18 protein-coding genes are annotated in these 20,226 nt (G+C 38.8%); 8 read left to right on the forward strand and 10 right to left on the reverse strand.

Features of this window, described 5'->3' with window-relative positions:
- Positions 1–274: 274 nt before the first annotated feature.
- From AS4_RS03725 to AS4_RS03735, 3 genes are all read right to left on the reverse strand, one after another.
- On the reverse strand, positions 275–1,738 hold the full coding sequence (locus tag AS4_RS03725; protein WP_004723010.1) for an amino acid permease: 1,464 nt from the start codon (positions 1,736–1,738) through the stop codon (positions 275–277).
- A 2-nt stretch (positions 1,739–1,740) separates the two neighbouring features.
- Positions 1,741–2,772 (reverse strand): class I SAM-dependent methyltransferase, encoded by a 1,032-nt coding sequence (locus AS4_RS03730; RefSeq protein ID WP_096733218.1) that lies wholly within the window; start codon positions 2,770–2,772, stop codon positions 1,741–1,743.
- 69 nt (positions 2,773–2,841) lie between these two features.
- Complete coding sequence (locus tag AS4_RS03735; RefSeq protein WP_004819155.1) at positions 2,842–4,215, reverse strand: uracil-xanthine permease family protein; 1,374 nt, start codon at positions 4,213–4,215, stop codon at positions 2,842–2,844.
- Positions 4,216–4,389: 174 nt separating this feature from the next.
- Here AS4_RS03735 and typA point away from each other — a divergent pair, with 174 nt between their 5' ends.
- The 3 genes from typA to AS4_RS03750 all read left to right on the forward strand — a co-directional run bounded on the left by typA (position 4,390) and on the right by AS4_RS03750 (position 7,628).
- Positions 4,390–6,225 (forward strand): translational GTPase TypA, encoded by a 1,836-nt coding sequence (gene typA / locus AS4_RS03740; RefSeq protein WP_004723004.1) that lies wholly within the window; start codon positions 4,390–4,392, stop codon positions 6,223–6,225.
- Between the two features lie 192 nt (positions 6,226–6,417).
- Positions 6,418–6,849 carry a large conductance mechanosensitive channel protein MscL gene (gene mscL / locus AS4_RS03745; RefSeq protein ID WP_056514824.1) on the forward strand — a complete coding sequence of 144 codons (432 nt, stop codon included), beginning with the start codon at positions 6,418–6,420 and terminating at the stop codon, positions 6,847–6,849.
- 140 nt (positions 6,850–6,989) lie between these two features.
- Positions 6,990–7,628: a hypothetical protein gene (locus tag AS4_RS03750; RefSeq protein WP_096733220.1), complete on the forward strand. Its 639-nt coding sequence runs from the start codon at positions 6,990–6,992 to the stop codon at positions 7,626–7,628.
- 256 nt (positions 7,629–7,884) lie between these two features.
- Here AS4_RS03750 and AS4_RS03755 read toward each other — a convergent pair whose 3' ends face one another.
- Both AS4_RS03755 and mutM read right to left on the reverse strand, forming a co-directional pair.
- Positions 7,885–8,169: a peptidylprolyl isomerase gene (locus AS4_RS03755; protein ID WP_004819160.1), complete on the reverse strand. Its 285-nt coding sequence runs from the start codon at positions 8,167–8,169 to the stop codon at positions 7,885–7,887.
- The gene (gene mutM, locus AS4_RS03760) at positions 8,166–9,017 is read right to left on the reverse strand and encodes a bifunctional DNA-formamidopyrimidine glycosylase/DNA-(apurinic or apyrimidinic site) lyase (protein WP_004722995.1); all 852 of its coding nucleotides are present in this window, start codon (positions 9,015–9,017) and stop codon (positions 8,166–8,168) included. Before mutM ends, AS4_RS03755 begins: the two co-directional genes overlap by 4 nt.
- Positions 9,018–9,406: 389 nt before the next feature.
- Between mutM and AS4_RS03765 the strand changes: the two genes are divergently transcribed.
- The 4 genes from AS4_RS03765 to AS4_RS03780 all read left to right on the forward strand — a co-directional run bounded on the left by AS4_RS03765 (position 9,407) and on the right by AS4_RS03780 (position 15,045).
- The gene (locus AS4_RS03765) at positions 9,407–10,705 is read left to right on the forward strand and encodes a carbohydrate porin (RefSeq protein WP_096733222.1); all 1,299 of its coding nucleotides are present in this window, start codon (positions 9,407–9,409) and stop codon (positions 10,703–10,705) included.
- Between the two features lie 20 nt (positions 10,706–10,725).
- Entirely contained in the window at positions 10,726–12,864 is a 2,139-nt protein-coding gene (locus tag AS4_RS03770) for a TonB-dependent receptor (protein WP_096733224.1), read from the forward strand.
- 19 nt (positions 12,865–12,883) lie between these two features.
- Positions 12,884–14,011 (forward strand): NADH:flavin oxidoreductase/NADH oxidase, encoded by a 1,128-nt coding sequence (locus AS4_RS03775; RefSeq protein ID WP_096733226.1) that lies wholly within the window; start codon positions 12,884–12,886, stop codon positions 14,009–14,011.
- A 110-nt stretch (positions 14,012–14,121) separates the two neighbouring features.
- Complete coding sequence (locus AS4_RS03780) at positions 14,122–15,045, forward strand: AEC family transporter (RefSeq protein ID WP_096733228.1); 924 nt, start codon at positions 14,122–14,124, stop codon at positions 15,043–15,045.
- A 38-nt stretch (positions 15,046–15,083) separates the two neighbouring features.
- On the opposite strand, the gene AS4_RS03785 is transcribed toward AS4_RS03780, so the two are convergent.
- The 5 genes from AS4_RS03785 to AS4_RS03805 all read right to left on the reverse strand — a co-directional run bounded on the left by AS4_RS03785 (position 15,084) and on the right by AS4_RS03805 (position 19,352).
- A complete protein-coding gene (locus AS4_RS03785) occupies positions 15,084–15,896 on the reverse strand; it encodes a tetratricopeptide repeat protein (RefSeq protein ID WP_096733230.1) in 813 nt (270 codons plus the stop codon).
- Positions 15,897–16,117: 221 nt separating this feature from the next.
- A complete protein-coding gene (locus AS4_RS03790) occupies positions 16,118–16,825 on the reverse strand; it encodes a DsbC family protein (RefSeq protein ID WP_096733232.1) in 708 nt (235 codons plus the stop codon).
- A gap of 102 nt (positions 16,826–16,927) precedes the next feature.
- Positions 16,928–18,667, reverse strand: a complete 1,740-nt coding sequence (locus AS4_RS03795) for a DKNYY domain-containing protein (RefSeq protein ID WP_096733234.1) — start codon at positions 18,665–18,667, stop codon at positions 16,928–16,930.
- 110 nt (positions 18,668–18,777) lie between these two features.
- Positions 18,778–19,098, reverse strand: coding sequence for a low molecular weight protein tyrosine phosphatase family protein (locus tag AS4_RS03800; protein WP_004819178.1), 321 nt, complete (start codon positions 19,096–19,098; stop codon positions 18,778–18,780).
- Positions 19,095–19,352 carry a hypothetical protein gene (locus AS4_RS03805; RefSeq protein WP_096733236.1) on the reverse strand — a complete coding sequence of 86 codons (258 nt, stop codon included), beginning with the start codon at positions 19,350–19,352 and terminating at the stop codon, positions 19,095–19,097. Before AS4_RS03805 ends, AS4_RS03800 begins: the two co-directional genes overlap by 4 nt.
- Before the next feature lie 175 nt (positions 19,353–19,527).
- Here AS4_RS03805 and AS4_RS03810 point away from each other — a divergent pair, with 175 nt between their 5' ends.
- Positions 19,528–19,773, forward strand: a complete 246-nt coding sequence (locus tag AS4_RS03810; protein WP_004722984.1) for a hypothetical protein — start codon at positions 19,528–19,530, stop codon at positions 19,771–19,773.
- Positions 19,774–20,226 lie beyond the last annotated feature (453 nt).

Genomic DNA, 20,226 nt, shown 5'->3' on the forward strand with positions numbered 1-20,226 from the left:
TTCGGACACTTTGATTAATTCAGTGCCCGTGAGTAGACGACTGCTTAATCTTAATTTAAAGTTTTCTCAAGTTGATGCACGTCGTACTCCTCTACTTTTTGATTTAAAATCAAAGGTGAAAATTCTGGTTGGAAATGATCCAATGGGCGTTATTCTATAAAGAAAAAAAACTTTGTCAATGAAACATAGCAAATTAATTTTTAATTCACGTTGAATTGCTGTTATAAAAAAACAATAAAGCAGCTAAAAAGCTGCTTTATTTACATCAAATGAGTTACTCTTTTTCGACTTGAATGGGTTGTACATCCATCTGATCATAAGCGATCAATTTAGATTTGTGTTTCCACTTATAGCCAAGCCAGATAACAAGGAACAGTGGAATGCTGATATAGGTAGACAACACACTCATCCATTTTCCATCAAGCACAGCTTCTGCATTTTGGCCAAGTATAATGATGGCACAAAGAATAAAGGCAAACCATGGACCAAAAGGGAAGAATTTTGCACGATAAGCGAGATCTTCAAGTTTATAGCCTTGAGCCAAATAACCTTTACGGAAGCGATAATGTGAGATTGCGATACCTAACCAGACAATAAAACCGCACATACCTGACATGTTTAACAGCCACGTAAACACGACACTTTCACCAATAAAGGTGGTTAAGAAACACAGTGCCGCAATTGCCGTTGTTGCATACAGTGCATTCATAGGTACACCGCGAAGATCGAGTTTAGAGAAAACTCGTGGCGCTTTACCTTCACGTGCCATATCAAACAACATACGTGTTGATGAATACATACCTGAGTTACCTGCAGACATAATTGCAGTCAAAATCACCGCATTCATTAAGCCTGCTGCAAATGCTAAACCTGCTTTTTCATATAACAGGGTAAATGGTGACAGGGTAATGTTTCCATCACCTTCCGCAGCAAGTGCAAGGTTTGGATCTGTATACGCAACCAATGTACCAATGATAAAGATACACAAGATATAAAATAAAAGAATACGCCAAAAGATTTGTTTAATGGCGATTGGAATGGTTTTTTTCGGATCTTTAGATTCACCTGCAGCAACACCGACCATCTCCGTCCCTTGGAACGAGAATCCAGCGATCATGGCCACACCGACTAAGGCTTGAAAGCCACCTACAAATGGCGCTTCACCAACGGTCCAATTCTTGGTAATTGAATCTGTTGGATCTAACATGATTTTACCAATCATGAATAAGCCAATGACAATAAAGAAGATGATGGCAATCACTTTAACCAGTGAAAATAAAAATTCACTTTCACCAAAGCCTTTTACAGTTAAGGCATTGATACAAAAGATAATCGCAAGGAATAGCGCACTCCACCAAAAGCCGGGGATGTCTGGAAACCAAAACTTCATGATGAATTGAACAGCAACCAATTCAAATGCAACGGTAATGGCCCAGTTATACCAGTAGTTCCAACCGAGTGCGAAACCAAAACCTTCTTCTACATACTTATTACCATAGGTAAAGAATGCGCCTGATGTTGGATTGTGGGTTGCAAGTTCACCTAAACTGGTCATCAAGAAATAAATCATGATACCAATCAGAACATAAGCAAGTAATGCACCACCAGGTCCAGCGGTGGCAATCGTTTGACCCGAAGCAAGGAATAACCCTGTACCAATAGAACCGCCAATGGCGATCATGTTTAAATGTCGTGCTCCAAGCTTACGCTGGAGTTGAGGATGATCTGTTTCGCTCATCGTTATTCCTTACTACTTTTTTGAGTGTTGGCGAACAGCACTTTAAAGCCTTGTTGATCTGCTTTAGTCGTACATTGACTAAAACTCTGCTCAATGAGTAATGGGTAATTTAGGAAGCGGTTTGCCACAATCCATAATTCACCACCTGATTTTAAATGTCGTCTCGCAGTTTTACATAACGTTTCACTGGCATTGTAATCTGTTTGAATACCTTGGTGAAATGGAGGGTTACTCACAATGGCGTGTAAGAACAATGGCGCATCTTCAATCCCTGTGACTGCTTTTATTTCAAGTTGTTCTAAAGGTAAATTATTTTTTTCAAACGTCATTTGCGTTGATGCTAAAGCAAAAGCATCGACATCTAAAGCAAAAATACGATTTTTCGGATTAAGTTTACTCAGATAAGCACTGATGACACCTGCACCACAACCAAAGTCCGCAATCTTTCCAGACGTCACTTGTTTGAGATAAGGTAAAAGCACTGCAGTTCCAATATCTAGACGATTTTGGCTAAACACACCAGGGAGTGCACAAATGCTAAGTTCTCCGGCAGGTGTTGGAACATTATAGACTTGCGCCCATTCTGCTAATGGCTTTGCTGTCACGGTTTTATCTGTGGTGAGTTGCCACATTTGACAATGACGTGCGCTATCAAGCTTGATGGCTTGACCATAAGGCTGGAGTTGTTTTGCAGCACGTTCTACCCCACCTTTTTTCTCTCCAACCAAGAAAATCGAAGCGCCAACGGCTAAACGACTGACTAAATTGTGCAAGATATAATTGAGTAGCTCTTTTGATTTTGGAACAAAAACAACAGCTTGATCAAATTCAGCTTCTGGCAGGTCAGTACCAAAATGTACCTTTGCCTGCTGATTCTGAAAATATTGAAACTCATTGTAATTCCAAGTCCAAATGCTTGCTTCGATGTTATGAGCTAAATTTGAAAGTAGATCATCCGTTGCTGCATTTACAAATAGCACGCGTCCAGAAAGGTAGTCATGCTGTCGAATGACAACTTCGCTTTTTGGCTCCATATTCACCATCCATCAATAAAAATTAGCGCAATGCCCAGTCTAAGCTGGGCATTATAAAGAATAGATTTATTATTTTTTAGTTTCGGGTAAAACTAAATTCAAAATTAATGCAGCTAGCCCGCCAGTTGCAACACCAGAACTAAAAATATTACGCGGTAATTCTGGCAAATGTTCCAAAATTTGAGGAACTTGTGCAACCCCTAGGCCGAGACCCAAAGAGATAGCAATAATCAAGAGTGCACGACGGTCTAGTTGAATTCCCGATAAAATGTTAATGCCTGAAGCAGCAACTGCACCAAACATTACCATAACCGCACCACCCAGTACCGCTTGTGGTACCGCCTGAATGATACCAGCAACAGCAGGGAATAACCCCAGAATGATGAGCAGGATTGCAATCCAAATCCCAACAAAACGACTTGCAACACCCGTCAACTGAATTACACCGTTATTTTGTGCAAAGACAGAACTTGGGAATGTATTAAAGATCCCTGCAAGGAAAGAGTTGGCACCATTGACCAATACGCCTCCTTTAATTCGTTCCATCCATACTGGGCCATCTACAGGCTGATTTGAAATTTTAGAGGTTGCGGTGACATCGCCAATTGCTTCTAAAGACGTGACAAGATAAATAAACGCCATAGGAATAAATAAGCTCCATGAGAAGCTAATTCCAAAATGCATTGGTGTCGGAATTTGAATCAATGGAGCATCTTTTAAACCAGAAAAATCCAAATAGCCCATAAAGCCTGCAAGAATATAGCCAATGACTAAAGCAATCAGAATTGCAGAACTTTTCACCCAAACCACTTTGAAGCGATTGAGAAGGACGATAATTGCCAACACTGTACATGACATGATCAGATTGTCGGCACTGGCAAACGTATGACTTTCCATGGCTTGGTAGCCACCACCCATGCTGATTAAACCTTCTTTAATTAAGGTTAAACCAATCAACAGCACCACAATCCCTGTAACCAATGGCGTGATCAGTTTTTTTACCCAAGGTAAAATACGTGAAACACCCATTTCAATAAATGAGCCAGCAATGACCACACCAAAAATAGATGCCATAACCGCTTCTACCGGTGTGCCCGCAGCAACCATGGCAGAACCAATCCCAATCATTGGACCTATAAAATTAAAGCTTGTGCCTTGGACAATCAGTAGGCCTGCACCAAATGGTCCAATTTTTTTACATTGTAAGAATGTTGCCACCCCAGAAATTACCAATGACATGGAAAGAATCATATTGGTATCTTGAGGGGAAACACCTAAAGCTAAACAAATCAGTAAACCGGGTGTTACAATTGGAACAATAATCGCAAGTAAATGTTGCAAAGCCGCAAAAAAAGCGATGAGTGGTTTTGGGCGATCATCTAGACCATAAACAAGATCAATTTGAGCCTGTTTCTGATTGGGAGAGGGGTTAGAATTGGACATGGCACAGCAATTGGAAGTGGCAAGATGGCGCTATTCTAATCGCTTTACACACTATTACAAAATAAAAAGCCTGCTGTTGTGAAAAAAACTTGTAACTGTCAATAAACTGTCACTACTAAAAGTTAAGATTTTTCTGTATAATTTGCCCTCAAATTTAAAGCGTATCGAATTTACATGTCTGATATTAAAACTCTCCGTAATATTGCCATCATCGCGCACGTCGACCATGGTAAAACGACTCTTGTCGACAAACTTTTACAACAATCAGGTGCACTCGGTGACCGCGCGGGTGAGATTGAGCGTGTTATGGATTCGAATGCGCTTGAGTCTGAACGCGGTATTACCATTCTTGCAAAAAATACTGCAATCAAATGGTTAGACAAGCGTACAAATACTGAATACCGCATCAACATCGTCGACACCCCAGGACATGCTGACTTTGGTGGTGAAGTTGAACGTGTAATGTCTATGGTTGACTGCGTACTTCTTCTTGTCGATTCACAAGAAGGCCCAATGCCACAAACTCGCTTTGTAACACAAAAAGCGTTTGCTCGTGGTTTGAAGCCAATTGTTATCATCAACAAAGTAGATAAGCCAAGTGCTCGTCCAGACTGGGTAATCGATCAAGTATTTGATTTGTTCGATAACTTAGGCGGTAGTGATGAACAGTTAGACTTCCCAATCGTATATGCTTCTGGCTTACGTGGTGTTGCTGGTCCTTCTCCTGAAGAATTAGCGGAAGACATGACACCGTTGTTCGAAACAATCGTAGATATCGTTGAACCACCAGCAGTTGATATTGATGGTCCATTCCAAATGCAAATTTCATCACTTGACTATAATAGTTTCGTGGGTGTAATTGGTGTTGGCCGTATTCAACGTGGTTCAGTAAAAACCAATACACCAGTGACTGTGATCGATAAAGATGGCAAGACACGTAACGGTCGTATCTTAAAAATTATGGGTTACCATGGTTTAGAGCGTGTAGATGTAGATTCTGCTCAAGCGGGTGATATCGTATGTATCACTGGTTTAGATGCATTGAACATTTCTGACACAATCTGTGATCCTAAAAATGTTGAAGCATTACCTGCATTGTCTGTAGATGAACCTACAGTTTCGATGACTTTCCAAGTAAATAACTCACCGTTTGCTGGTAAAGAAGGTAAATTTGTAACTTCACGTAATATCCGTGAGCGTTTAGATCGTGAATTGATCCATAACGTTGCTTTACGTGTTGAAGATACTGACAGTCCAGACCGTTTCAAAGTTTCTGGTCGTGGTGAACTTCACCTTTCAGTATTGATTGAAACAATGCGTCGTGAAGGCTTCGAGATGGGTGTTTCTCGTCCGCAAGTGATCATGAAAGAAGTTGATGGCGAAACTCAAGAACCATACGAAAACGTTACTTTTGATGTTGAAGAACAACATCAGGGTTCTGTTATGGAACAAATGGGTAACCGTAAAGGTGAGTTGACCAATATGGAAGTTGACGGTAAAGGCCGTATCCGTATTGAAGCAACTGTTCCATCACGTGGTTTGATTGGTTTCCGTTCTGAATTCTTAACCATTACCTCTGGTACTGGTATCATGACTTCAAGCTTCTCGCATTACGGTACAGCTAAACAAGGTGCAGTTGCGAAACGTCAAAACGGCGTGTTGATCTCTATGGTTAACGGTACTTGCTTAGCGTTTGCATTGTTCACTTTACAAGACCGTGGTCGTCTATTTGCTGAACCACAGTTAGAAGTTTATGAAGGTATGATCGTGGGTATGAACTCTCGTTCAGACGACATGACTGTGAACCCAACCAAAGCGAAACAGTTAACTAACATGCGTGCATCTGGTACAGATGAAGCGTTAACGTTAACACCTGCAATCAAATTCACGCTTGAACAAGCATTAGAATTTATTGAAGATGACGAATTAGTTGAAGTAACACCTAAATCAGTTCGTATTCGTAAAAAATTCTTAACTGAAAATGAACGTAAACGTGCTTCACGTGGCTAAGCGTTCAAACTGGAAATAATTTAATTTCTAGAAAAAAACCGCAATTTTTTAATAAATTGCGGTTTTTTTATATAAATGTAAAAGAATATTGGTTTTTAATAAAAAGCGAGTAAATTAGGCGGAAATATATGTTGAAACATAATGTATACTTCGTCACATAAAAAATACGCAAAATCGGCGTGGAGTTAAAATATGAGTATTCTTTCAGAATTCAGAGAATTTGCTGTTAAAGGCAATATGATGGATTTGGCAATTGGTGTCATCATTGGTGGTGCTTTCAATAAAATTATCGACTCATTAGTGAAAGATGTGATTATGCCTTTAATCACAGTGATTACGGGTGGTGGTGTTGATTTTACCCAAAAATTTGTCGTACTTGGCGATAACCCAAATAACCTTTCATCATTGGATGAATTGACCAAAGCTGGGATTAACGTACTAACCTATGGTAATTTCATCACAATTGTATTGAACTTCCTGATCTTAATGTGGGTGGTTTTCTTGTTGGTTAAATTCCTCAATAAAATCCGTAAACCTGCTGAAGAAGCTCCAGCTGCTACACCAGAAGATATTGCATTACTGCGTGAAATTCGTGATGAATTAAAGAAACGCCCTGAAGCTTAATCTTCATCAAATTGATTCAAATTACAGTATTTTAATATGTCTAAAGCCTGATAAAACTATTAAATCATTGTAAAAGAGTTGAATGAAACGGTACGATCAAGTACCGTTTTTTATGCAAGCAAGAAAATAGGGATAGGCTGATGAAAAAAAACATAGGGATTATGGCAATACTTATCAGTTTGTATGCATGTTCAGAGCATCCGAAAGAGCAGCAATCCGCTGATACTCCAACATCTACGCAAGCGGACCAAAGCCGACCTGCTAGTGGTTTAACTTTTAATGAAATGCCAAATGAAGATACCCGCTACGTCACTATAGAAACTGACTCGGTAGATGAAAATGAAACCTTACTGTTGGCACTACAAACACGTTTACTAAAAGCCAATTTTGAGTTTATAGAAAAAGACAGTGGTAGCTCTTGGTCTGAAAATGATTGTTCTCTGAATAAAGTGATTCAAGTAAAAGGTGAGGGCATTCGTTCTTATAAGGCAATTAGTAAAGTTAAATTAGGTGATGAAAAACAATATCGCCCAGATTTTGTTTTGCTGGTTTTTGCTTTTAAGGATGAACAGCTTGCTGAGCAAAGTTTTCAAATGCTTAAGTCTGCTGTCTATTCAGCTGGGGGTTACTGTAATGGTAAATCTCCTGAAACCATCGTTAGAAATGGTAATGAAATATTTTACTTTACCACTCGGGAAGAAGCATTTAGATCATATATTGATGATTATGCGAAGTTTATCCATGAATTTAAACCTGAGCAAATTGATTCAAAAATATAGAAGGGTTTGAATTAAAGAGAACAGCTCAGATTTTTATTGTTTTGTTGTCTTTAATAAGCAATAAGTTTTAAAGCAAACATTAACATCCTTGTCATTGTGCTACGTGATAGATACACCTTGTATGCCTGAATGATCTAAAAGCAAAAGTATTTTAATTTAGCTTCAGTGATGGTGGTTGTTGTGACTCTAATTTGAACATTGCTGATAAATAGTAGAACATTCTCTCAATGTCTCCAAAAGAATGTAAATCTTTAAACTAAAAATCCATGCGAAATTTAATCTCAACCAAGTGAAAGCCGAATTGGCTTTTTACCGGACCATGAAGTACACGTTCAGCTGCGGTAAATACCAGTTTATCAATCACAGGAACAAGTTGTCCTTTCTTTACTTCACCCAGTTCACCACCACGTTTTGCTGAATTACATGTGGAATGCTGTTTGGCCACTTTGGCAAAATCAGCACCATCATGAATCTTCTTCTTAAGTTGTTCAGCCAAGTCCTTATCTTTGACGAGAATATGTCGAACGATTGCAGTTTTCATTTACTTTTTCCTCGTGGTTTTTGCGGGATGCTCTTCGCGATCTTTAATGGCTGGCATTGTGGGCAAAACACACTGGCTCTTTGTCCTAACTTTAAATTTTCTAAAGTGGTTTCACAGTTAATACACATCTCACCCGCACGACCATAAGCCAATAAGGTCTGCTGAAAGTAGCCGTTCTCACCCATGGCGTTGCTATAGTCTCTTAAGGTTGAACCACCCAAATCAATCGCTTGCTTTAAAATTCGTTTAATTTCGATGACCAATTTTTGAATTTGTGCTTTCGTCAAACTCGAAGCAGGCTGTGCCGGATGAATCCCTAAATTAAATAAGCTTTCGGTTGCATAAATATTGCCTACACCCACAACAATATGATTATCCATGATTGCAACTTTTGTGCCGACATTTTTATTTTTAAACTTTTCTGCTAAATATTCGGCATGAAATTCATCACTCAATGGTTCAGGCCCTAAAGTATCAATCAATTTTGTTTGGCTTTCCTCATTCAGCCAAATGATACAACCAAAACGTCGAGGATCATGATAGCGCAGCTGTGTGTCTTCAAACTGAATGATCAGATGGTCATGCTTTCTAAGTGCTTCATGTTCATCACAGATTCTAAAACTACCTGACATACCCAAATGCCATAACATGCTATGGGTTTCAAACTCTGCCAAAATGTATTTTGAACGACGCGTTAAGCGAACGAGTTTTTGACCTTGAAGTTGTTGAATATCTTCGGGAATAGGCCAGCGTAACCGTGACTCACGCACTTGAACATGAAGAACTTTCTGGTCGATCAGAGGGAGTAAACTGGTTTTTGTTGTTTCAACTTCAGGTAATTCAGGCATGCACTTGTCACATTGGTGTGAGGACTGAATATTGTATGCAAGAATTGCATTGCGTTAAAGGGCGGTTGTGTTGAGCCTACGACTTTAGGTTAAAATTATGGATATGATCGTTGAATAAGATAGAATTATTGTTGTTAAGTTGTTGTTATTTAAAATAAAGTTTATTGATAAAATAAAGTTTTCCAATTGATAAAAAATATCTGATAGTTATATGTAAAAAAATGTGTAAATTTCTAGTGAATTGTTTACTGAAATAATTCTTTTTATCTCGATATTTCAGGAAAAATAGTCATTTTAAAGCTGGAACTTTCTATTAAATTTAGACGGTTAAAGTGATTGAGAGTTGACTGGTTTATCTTTATTCGTTTTGTTCCTGATTAGGCTTTCCCATGAAAAAAATTGCTTATCCTTTATTGGCAATCTCTGCATGTAGCATGATGTCTTTTGCATCAGCTGAAGATGCGTTTAATTTACACGGCTCAACCATGACGGGTGATTGGAATGGGAGTCGGACTGAACTTGCAGAAAAGGGAATCAAATTTGATGGCACCATTGCCATGGACAGTTCATATCTCGCTGATGGTGGTTATGATGCGCACCAAGCGCCAACATTTGCGACACAATTCGGACTGGGTACAACCTTAGATATGGGGAAACTGGCGGGTTGGAATGATGTGACTATTCGTGCTTTAGTTACAGCACGTCAAGGTGAAAGTACTTCACTCAGAGGTATTCAAGCACCAGATGCACCACAATGGGCAAACTCGCAAGCCAATTGGGGACGTGGTAATTCGGGGAGCCGTCTCAGCGAATTATATATAGAAAAGAATTTTAAGGATCAAGGACTAAGCTTGCGTTTAGGTCGTATGGGTTTAGGTACTGAATTCAATACCATGGCTTGTGATTTCCAAGGCAATGCATTTTGTGCAGCACAGATGGGGAAATGGCAAGGCAAGCTTTGGTATAACACACCAGTCTCACAATGGGGCGCACGCTTAAAATATCACATCAATCCTGAACTATTTGCACAAGTGGGGGTGTTTGAATACAACCCTGATAATGCTTTAGAGCGACAAGGCTGGAATTTGGATACAAAGCATGCCGATGGTGTCAATATTCTTTCTGAAGTGGTGTGGTCACCTAAGCAGGGTGTGAATGATTTACCAGGCAGTTATCGTATTGGTACGCTTTACAATACTGCTGATGAGGCTAAAAATCAGTATGATGTTGCCTATAAAGCAGGAACTAAGGCTGAAGATCGCACATATGGCGGTTGGATTGCGTTTGAACAGCAATTGACTTCAACTGGAGAGGGGAAACGTGGTTTACACAGTTTTGGTAACTTCACCATTCATGATCGTACGACGACAGCCGTAAATGATTCACAGCAACTTGGTCTAAAATACTATGGTCTGTTTGATGGTCAGCCAAACGATATTCTTGGTTTGGCAGTAAATCGGGTACATTTGAACGATCGGTATACTAATTATGTGAATGATGCTCGTTTAGGAACAAATTTAAGACAGTTGAATGAAGATGCAGAGTATAATGTTGAGTTGAATTACTCATATTACCCTGCCAAATGGTTCATGCTTCGTCCTTTAGTGCAGTATGTGGTACATCCTGGTGCAACCAATCAGGTGGACAATGCGTTTGTCGTTGGCTTGGGGTCTAAAATTATTTTTTAATACAACCCGAGGACACCTTTATGCAAAGAGTGAAACATCTAAAAATTAATACAACACTACTTTGCTTAACGGTATGTATCACACAGAGCTTATATGCTGAAGTGGAATCTCAAGATTCCATTCAGCAAAATTCTACCCAGCAACTTCCAACCATTAAAATTGAAGCAACACGTTCTGATACCAGCATATTAAACACCCCAGCATCGGTATATAGAATCGATCAGCAACAGAATCAAAATAATATTGGGGTAAACCTCACTGAAACACTCAAAGGAATTCCAGGTTTACAGCTCAATAATCGTGAAAATTATGCCCAAGACTTACAACTGTCTATGCGCGGATTTGGCGCACGTTCAACTTTTGGGGTGCGTGGGATTCGTCTTTATGTCGATGGGATTCCTGCGACGATGCCAGACGGACAAGGCCAAACTTCAAATATTGATTTAACGAGCTTGGATCATATTGAAGTGCTTGGTGGGCCCTTTTCATCACTGTATGGAAACTCCTCTGGGGGGACTATTCTAACCACGACCAAAGAAGGAACAGGGCGTGATTCGGTCGAGTTAGGATATTCAGGTGGCAGTAATAATAAAGGCCGCGCTGACATTACCTTACAAGGTGGTGCAGATAAAGCCAATGAACCGAGCTACGTGATCAGTTCTTCTTATTTTGATACTGATGGTTATCGGGACCATAGTGCGGCAAGAAAAGTGTTGAGCAATGCCAAACTCACGTGGGACTTAGATGATGGTTCTAAGATCAATTGGCTGATCAATCATGTAGATATTTCCGCTGATGATCCACAAGGTTTGACTCGTGAGCAATGGAAGCAAAATCCTAAACAGGTCAATGACAGTAAAAATATCTATGATGTTCGTAAAGATATTAACCAAACACAGACAGGTATCAATTGGACTAAGCCCCTGAATGATCAACAAGAGCTTTATAGTATGGCTTATATTGGCCATCGTGAAGTGACTCAATACCAGTCTATTCCAAGTTCTGCTCAAAAGAATCCACGCCATGCAGGTGGGGTGATTGATTTCGAACGAGATTTTTATGGTGCTGATTTACGTTGGACTGGCAAAGACTTATTACCGAATACACGGATCAGTGCAGGCTTGGCTTATGATGCGATGAATGAAGATCGTCAAGGGTATGAGAATTTTAATGCCAAGGGCGAATATGGGGTAAAAGGCAACTTACGCCGTGATGAACGAAATACTTTATGGAATTTAGATCCATATTTACAGGCAGCTTGGCAATTTTTGCCGACTGTACGTCTAGATACAGGGTTACGCTATAGCAATGTTCATTATGAGTCGAAAGATCACTACATCATTGGTTTGAATGGCGATGACAGTGGTCAAACCGATTATCAAAAACTGCTCCCATCGGCTGCCGTTACTTGGGAAGTTACTCCAGATCTCAGTACTTATATCAGTTATGCCAAAGGCTTTGAAACACCAACCTTTACCGAAATGGCCTATCCAACAGAAGGAACGGCAGGGATTAACTTTGCGCTTAAACCATCAACCAGTGATAACTATGAGCTTGGTTTAAAAGCACAAAATCGTCTAGGTAATTTTACCGCCGCAGTTTTCCAAAGTAATACTCAAGATGATATCGTTTCTGCGGGAACACTCAATGGACGTGCAACCTATCAAAATGCAGATAAAACACTACGCCAAGGGGTAGAGCTGTCTTGGAATAAAAAGTTGTGGAAAAATTTAACGGCTCAAGCCAGTTATAGTTTCCTTGATGCAACATTTGATGCAGACATTCCCAACACAGATCCTAAAAAAGTTATCCAAAGTGGCAATTACATTCCCGGAATTGCAAAAAACCAAGCCTTTGTATCTTTCGGCTGGTTGCCTGAGCAGGGCTTTAATGCAGGTGTCGATGTTCGATATATGGATAAAATCTATGTAGACGATCTCAATACAGATACTGCACCAAGTTATACAGTAACCAGTATGAATGTCGGTTATATCTGGAAAAACAATGATTGGAAAGTGCGTAGTTTTGCTCGAGTTGATAATTTATTCGATAAAAGTTATGTCGGTTCAGTCATTGTAAATGATGGTAATAGTCGATTCTTTGAACCTGCTGATGGTATTAACTGGAGTGCAGGACTCAGTGTCACCAAACAGTTCTAATTCATTGGGAAAATAATTTATGTCTGCTCAACCAAAGTTATTTGAATCTATTCAATTTGGTTCACTCTCCCTCAGCAATAAAATTATTATTGCACCAATGTGTCAATACTCGGCAACAGATCAGGGTGAAGTGACCTATTGGCATGAACAGCAATGGGCAAGTTACGCTTTGTCAGGTGCGAGCTTATGTATTATTGAAGCAACAGCGGTTCAAGCCGAAGGGCGGATCAGTTATGCCGATGTGGGACTTTGGAATGATACGCAACGGGATCAAATCAAAGCTTTACTCAATAAGGTAAAAAGCATTGCTCCAACACCTTTTGCTATTCAGCTTGCGCATGCAGGTCGTAAAGCTTCGACTGAAAAGCCTTGGTTGGTGAAGCAGGGGAAAGGTCAGATTGCGCCCGATCATGAACATGGATGGCAAACTGTATCAGCCAGTGATATTGCTTTTAGTCCGAATGATATTGCTCCGCATGAATTAACCATTGATGAAATTAAAACAATTATTCAAGACTTTGCGCAAGCAGCGATTCGTGCAGTAGATGCTGGTTTTTCACTGATTGAAATTCATGCAGCGCATGGGTATTTACTGCATCAATTTATGTCGCCATTGTCTAATCACCGAACTGATGAATATGGTGGAAGTTTTGAAAATCGTATTCGTTTTACATTAGAAGTTTTTCAAGCCATTCGAGCAGTTGTGCCAACTGACTATCCTGTAGGTGTACGTATTTCTGCAACTGACTGGATGGATGCAGAAAATAGTTGGAATGTTGAATCAAGCATTGGCTTATCAAAAGCTTTAGCGCAACTTGGTGCTGCTTATATCCATGTATCCTCTGCGGGATTACATATTCAACAAGATATTAAAGTGGGTGCAAATTACCAAGTGCCTTTTGCAAATGCGATTAAAAAACAGGTGAATATTCCTGTCATTGCGGTGGGCTTAATTACCGAAGCTGAACAAGCTGAACAGATCCTTCAACAAGGCGAAGCAGATGCAATTGCATTGGCAAGAGCGATTTTATATGACCCACGCTGGCCTTGGCATGCTGCCGCAAAATTGGGTGCAAAAATCTCGATTGCACCACAATATTTACGTTGTCAGCCGCACGGAATCAAAGATTTGTTCTCAGCATATTGATGGCATAACAGTTTTGATTCACTCATTATTCTTTAAACGTATTTAAACTGAATAAAGATATATTCTAGGATATATCTTTATTTGTATGATCTGGAAAAGGAACGGCTTGAATGATTTTTTCGGTAATTTTTCCAGTATTTTTCCTGTTATTTTTGGGTTTTATATCTGTCAAAATCCAATTGATCTCTAAAGAGCAAATTACTGCAATTGGTGCTTTTGTAATCAAAATTGCATTACCTGCTTTATTACTTCATGCACTGGCTGCAAAAGATTTACATGAGATTTGGTATCCTGCTTATTTCTTTGTTTATGCAGGCGTCACTTTTAGTCTATTTATTTTGGCCTTTATTTTAGGGCAAAAGTTTTTTAACAATCATTTTACCCATGCTTCTGTGTTTTCACTTGGCGCATCAATGTCCAATACCGGGTTACTGGGCGCAGCAATTTTGACTTTGCTGATGGGTAGTGAAGCCATGATTTATATTTCACTGATTGTGATCATTGAAAGCGTATTTCTTGTACCGCTGATGTTAACTTTGGCAGAAATAGGGCGACAAAGACAAGCCAATTTAGCCGCTATTTTAAAAACAACATTTCAGACTTTATTAAAAAATCCATTGTTCTTGTCAGTGGTGATTGGCATGAGCTGTGCGATCTTCGAAATTCAAATTCCACGTGTATTAGACCAAGTATTTGCCTTGTTAGGTCAGACTGCTTCACCTTTAGCGTTATTTATTATTGGTGGTGGGATGGTTGGAATTACGATTCAATCACTTAATCTGCAAACCATTTATTTGGTGGTTTCTAAAAATATCTGTATGCCGATATTGGTCTATTTAGGTTTGACTCATTTAACAGATTTGGATCAAAAGATGATTTATGCAGGTACCTTGATTGCGGCTTTGCCTATGCCCTCTATATTTGGAATTTTTGGGCAAGTCTATGGTTTAAATGAAAAAGCACTGACACCACTGATGATTAGTACTTTATTGAGTTTTATTGTGGTGAGTATTTTGATTGGTGTTTGGTGGTAAAAAAATACTCTCTTGCGAGAGTATTTTTTTAGAGCTGCTTATTTTTTTGCTGGTGCTGCTGGAGCAGGTGTTTTGCCTTTTTCAGCAATCAGTTTGTTTACAACATCCAAAGACTCTTTTGCCTTAGGCACATTATTTTTAGCCAGTTCTGAGAAAATCTTTTGTGCTTCTGGCAGATTTTGATCAATGATGTTGCCATTGGTCAGCATATTTCCGACAGCCATTAATGCTGGGATATATCCTTTTTTAGCTAAATCTTGGATTGATTTTAAACCTTGATTGACTGCTGCTGCATTCTTCTTCTTTAAACCATCGGTGATGTCATACAGCGCTTTCGCATGAATCGCAGGTGCAAAATCCTTTTTCACTAAAGGGTCAAGTTTTTGTAAGCCAAGCTTGTCAGATGCGGGTTTGCCTTCAGCAAATAATAAAACCGCAAGTTCCACTGTAGCATCATCAAATCCTTGAGTAGAGGACTTCTCTAAGTATTCACGAACTTTCTTTTCATCTTTCGCTAAGCCCAATTGACCTACCGCATAGCTTTGCGCCAAGACGTAACTTGCAACAGGATAGCCTTTTGCTGAAGCATCTTGATAATATTTCAAAGCTTTCTTATCGTCTTTGGTTGTGCCTTGTCCCGTTTGGGTTAAATAGCCTAAGTTATATAAGGCTTGAGCATTACCAGCTTTTGCAAGACGTTCAAGTTCTTGATACGCCGCAGGATAATTTTTTGCTTGAATCAGCTCTTGTGCTTTGACAAATGCAGGGTCAACGTTGCCTTTAGCTGTATCTGCTGCAAATGCAGAAATACATGAAAAGCTGAGTAGTGTAGCGAATAGAATTTTTTTCATTTTGACGATATACCTTGTTTTAATTTCAACATAATTCCATTTATGGTGTGAAACATTGTTGAGGACGTTTTTATCATAATTTGAAAATTATAAATGTAAACATGCCTATTGTATAAGTTAGTGTATTTAAATTTTAATTTATTTATAAATAAGAAAGAATTAAGGATATTTTAACAACGTTAAAGCCTAGAGAAATTTTTTATTCTCTAGGCTTTGGGCTGTTATTTTACTGCTTTTAGGAGTAATTCAATTTCGCCTGCTTCACGTGCGCCTGAAATACGGGTGCCATCTTGTAAGAAGAATGTCGGTGTACCATCGACTTCAAGTGATTTTGCTAAAGCAATATTTTTCTCAATCGGAGTCGTACATGACTTGTTTGCACTTGGTTGTTTCTTATCAATTAAGTAGTCTTCCCACGCTTGGTACTGGTTTTTAGAGCACCATATTTGCTGTGAAATACTTTCAGCATTTGGATGTAAACGGGTGATTGGATATAAAAATAAGTAAACGGTTAGGTTGTCGATATTTTTTAATTCTTTTTCAAGATTTTGGCAATATGGACAGTCAGGATCACTGAACACATAAATAACACGTTCACCTTTACCTTTGACATGCTTAATGGCTTGTTTCAAAGGTAATGATTTTACGTCAATACTTTTTAGGGTTTGCATGCGTTCTTCAGTCAGATTTTTTTGTTCTTTAAGATCGATTAAATTACCGACAAAGAAATATTTTGCTTCTTCATTGGTATAAACAATGCGTCCACCCATATAGACTTCATAAACATCTTTAATTGGTGAATTTTGTACCGATTTCACCTGAATCTCAGGATATTTAGTTTTTAAGTTTTGCTGCAAAGTTTGAATATCTGCATGTGCAGAAGAAAAGGTAAAAAGACCCAAAGTCAGAAGAGATAACCAGATTTTCATGTTAAAGCTCAAAATAATAATGTGGATATTGTGCACTCAATAATGATTAAAAATATATTGAGATCATGTAATTGCCATCGCGATATTCAGTTGGTATCACGCTTAACTTCGTATTGTATTCTGGATGCCATGGCGTGTTAACTCATTTCTGAGTTGTTGGATATATTGATTTAATTCTACTTGTGAGTCACTCCGTAAACGTAATTGCGTACTAAAATTAAAGATTCTACTGCGTTTTCCATTGCGCTGTAAAATTTGAAAGTGCCCAATATAAGCTCCATTTGCTGTTGTCCTATGGGTACTAAATTCAACGCATGTGACCTGATCTAAAGGGTAAGAGGTCATCATCAAATTACTGACGATCAGTTTATGATTGCGTATATAAAATGGGGCAAAATTTAAATTAAACCGTTTAAAGATCCACATCAGCATACTAAAAATTGCTACGAAAATGATCGGAACAAACAAGCCCCAATATTTGTCTGAGCGGTTAGTCGTCTCTACTTCGAGCAATTCTGTGTGTTTGGCTTCAACCATCTTTTGCTCATCAATCCACTGTCGAATATCGTCAGTACGTGGTTGAGTCCTCAGTAAATTTTGAATCGTTTGTGGGTCACGGATATGATAAATCGTGGCCTTAACCAGTTGGCTATTTCCTAACTGATCAAAATAGTAAAATGCATTGCCATTTTTCCATACACTGCCATAGTTGTAATTTACATCCCCAAGTTTTTGCCATGTGGAATGCAGTGGTTCAGCTAATTTTAGAATATGGGTGGATTTGGAAGAGGCCGATCCTTTATGGCTGCGATATTCACTGGCTTGTAGATAGAGTAGCTGTGTGCCATCAGAAAAAATCAGCGGTGCAATTTCTTTAAACGTTTTTCCTAAAAATGGACTATCACCTGCGCGACGCATTTTTTTCTTATTCAGATCAAAATAATAAATACCCGTGTCGTTATAAAATAAAGCATGGTTAATATGATCGCCATGTTCGCTTAAGAGATGATAAGGCGCGTATTGGGGATCAAAGGCAAATTCGTTGACATAGACCATACCATCGACAGGATTGAGCAAATAATATTGGTTATTTAAACCGTCTATTTCAATACTATAAAGCTTTCCATTGTCTTTTAAATCGAGCAGGGTGTTGTTGTAATAGACGTTTTTTCCATCCGCTCGATAGGCATAGTTACCTTCACCTAAGACAAGTTTGAGTTGGTCTGGATTGGCTCCAGAAAGTAATTTCCCTTGAAAATAGGTGAATGTCCCATTACTTGCCGTATCATTTTCGGAATTAACACGATAAGGCCGGTTGCCTGGTTCAAGTTTAAAATAGGGGTAAAGATAGCTTTGTGGTTTTGAGCCTAGGGCAAAATTTTGTTGCATGATTTGCCAAACTTCTCGAAGCGCACCTAAATCCTTATTTCGTTCGGTGGAGGGGGAGCAATACCAAGTGTCTTTTCCAGCAGTAAAATAACCATCGCCAATAGTCTTCACCTGTTGAGGTTGCACACCTTTTAGGAGGATATTGCCACAATAGACATGCAGTTTATCTGCACCTAGTTGTCGGTATTGGTAATCATCATTGGGTAAATAAAAACTTTGAACATCTGCTTCTGGGATCAAATAATCACCATTGCTGGGTACAGCGGCATAGATTTGGTTGTTATATTTTTGAAATATCCCAAGTTTTTCTGTAGTCGCAGTAAAAGGAATCTCATCTGAATTTGAGTCAGAAAATCTAAATATAAAACTAAAGCTGAATAGAAACGCACATATCACCAAGATAAGCGTGAAGGTTTTAAGGAAAGAAAATACTTTTAGTGGATTCTGCATCATTTATTTTATTGTTAAATATTGATCGGGTTGAGTTATGGCAATTTAAGGTTGTTTTGTCATCACTTTAGGGATGAATTGGTCGTGTTGATTGATGACAAGGTCTTTATCATTTAAGGCAAATAGGGTTGCATGGCCTCTGTTAAAATTTCAATTAATTCTTCATCCATATAGTGATAATCGTCTGGGATATCCAATACCATGACTTTTTTATGTTGTAACTGGTTGGGAAATTTTTCTTTGATATTCTGTTTATGTTTTTGCTCCATAACAAAAATCATATCTGCCCACGCAATATCTTTGGCAGATATACGATGTTTGGCGTGTTTACTTGTTCCAGCGGAACGTGTGGAAATGCCATAGCCCACTGCAAAGACACGCTCGGCAGTGGGACTACGCCATTGGTTACGACTACAAATAAAAAGGCTGTTCAATCAGCAGTTTTCCAAAAATCATATTGTGCTTGTTTTCGTCTTTTGGCAGAAGAAATACGTGGATATTCAATTCTTAATTGTTTCGAGCGAGATCTTTTTAACGATCTGTTCCAAAGTAATTTCCAGTCTTTTTCTGGTTTCCAAAGGGTTGAGGTATGTCTGCAATCTCGACCACGGTGTAAATAATTTACCTTACGTCTCCAAGCGCGATTGCGGTTTATTTCATTTTCAAAATATTGTTGTGTAATGTCCATAGATAAAACTCATGAGTTGATCGGGTTCAGCAGCCGCGATAACACATGATTGGGCTATTTTATAAGTATTTATCTGGGTAAACAAGCCGAATGATTTTGATAATGTTTATTTAGGGCCATTTTAAAGGCAATGAAAAGAGTATAATTCTGGCTAAATAGAACGTGTGAGTAGACGATGTTTATTAAAGGCATTAGACGTAATTATGACAAAGTCAGCCAAGATGACAGTATTGCCGATGAAGATAAGATAGATGCCTTGTTGATCAAACTGGGTGGTGAGTTTCTTGTCAGTAAGGATGACCGTGTTTATATTTTTGAAAAAGATGGTCAAACGGCCAAGTTTGATGCAAAACATGCACGGGCATTTCACTTTAAAGATTATTTGTGTAAAGACATGAATAAATTATTTCATGGGTTTTAGGGGGCTGTTGATATTTCATAAATGGCTTGCGTTGTAGGTTAAAATTGAGCAGGCAAGGCATGAAACGAAGAGAATAGCGAGACTATTTTCGAGTTTCATAACGAAGGCTGAGATAATTTTAGCCACAACCCTTCGGGACTAGCGTGTTTTTTGCCGCTACGTCGTTACGAACTACTCATTTAGAATGACTAAATTTTGTATTTCGTGCCTAGTATCGCCTAAAAAACACACGTAGTCGCAAACATAGACGAATTGTCAACAGACCCTAATACTCCTTGAAAATTAGTGAACTGTTCAATTGGGCTATAAAAATACTTTAAGCATTTGGATGAGCCCTCTACCGATGTATTGATGGTGGTTAGGGCTTTCTAAAGTAATAATTTTTGATGTTGTCATTGTTTATTTTCTTAGTTCTGTTTTTTAATGCACTGTGTGCCATAAAACGAGAGTGAA

Origin of the sequence: Acinetobacter guillouiae (assembly GCF_002370525.2) — a bacterium.
Taxonomy (GTDB): Bacteria; Pseudomonadota; Gammaproteobacteria; order Pseudomonadales; family Moraxellaceae; genus Acinetobacter; species Acinetobacter guillouiae.

Coding starts and splice junctions, on each gene's coding strand:
- AS4_RS03725 (WP_004723010.1), bottom strand. CDS start 1,738: ATGAGCGAAACAGATCATCCTCAACTCCAGCGTAAGCTTGGAGCACGA.
- AS4_RS03730 (WP_096733218.1), bottom strand. CDS start 2,772: ATGGAGCCAAAAAGCGAAGTTGTCATTCGACAGCATGACTACCTTTCT.
- AS4_RS03735 (WP_004819155.1), bottom strand. CDS start 4,215: ATGTCCAATTCTAACCCCTCTCCCAATCAGAAACAGGCTCAAATTGAT.
- typA (WP_004723004.1), top strand. CDS start 4,390: ATGTCTGATATTAAAACTCTCCGTAATATTGCCATCATCGCGCACGTC.
- mscL (WP_056514824.1), top strand. CDS start 6,418: ATGAGTATTCTTTCAGAATTCAGAGAATTTGCTGTTAAAGGCAATATG.
- AS4_RS03750 (WP_096733220.1), top strand. CDS start 6,990: ATGAAAAAAAACATAGGGATTATGGCAATACTTATCAGTTTGTATGCA.
- AS4_RS03755 (WP_004819160.1), bottom strand. CDS start 8,169: ATGAAAACTGCAATCGTTCGACATATTCTCGTCAAAGATAAGGACTTG.
- mutM (WP_004722995.1), bottom strand. CDS start 9,017: ATGCCTGAATTACCTGAAGTTGAAACAACAAAAACCAGTTTACTCCCT.
- AS4_RS03765 (WP_096733222.1), top strand. CDS start 9,407: ATGAAAAAAATTGCTTATCCTTTATTGGCAATCTCTGCATGTAGCATG.
- AS4_RS03770 (WP_096733224.1), top strand. CDS start 10,726: ATGCAAAGAGTGAAACATCTAAAAATTAATACAACACTACTTTGCTTA.
- AS4_RS03775 (WP_096733226.1), top strand. CDS start 12,884: ATGTCTGCTCAACCAAAGTTATTTGAATCTATTCAATTTGGTTCACTC.
- AS4_RS03780 (WP_096733228.1), top strand. CDS start 14,122: ATGATTTTTTCGGTAATTTTTCCAGTATTTTTCCTGTTATTTTTGGGT.
- AS4_RS03785 (WP_096733230.1), bottom strand. CDS start 15,896: ATGAAAAAAATTCTATTCGCTACACTACTCAGCTTTTCATGTATTTCT.
- AS4_RS03790 (WP_096733232.1), bottom strand. CDS start 16,825: ATGAAAATCTGGTTATCTCTTCTGACTTTGGGTCTTTTTACCTTTTCT.
- AS4_RS03795 (WP_096733234.1), bottom strand. CDS start 18,667: ATGATGCAGAATCCACTAAAAGTATTTTCTTTCCTTAAAACCTTCACG.
- AS4_RS03805 (WP_096733236.1), bottom strand. CDS start 19,352: ATGGACATTACACAACAATATTTTGAAAATGAAATAAACCGCAATCGC.
- AS4_RS03810 (WP_004722984.1), top strand. CDS start 19,528: ATGTTTATTAAAGGCATTAGACGTAATTATGACAAAGTCAGCCAAGAT.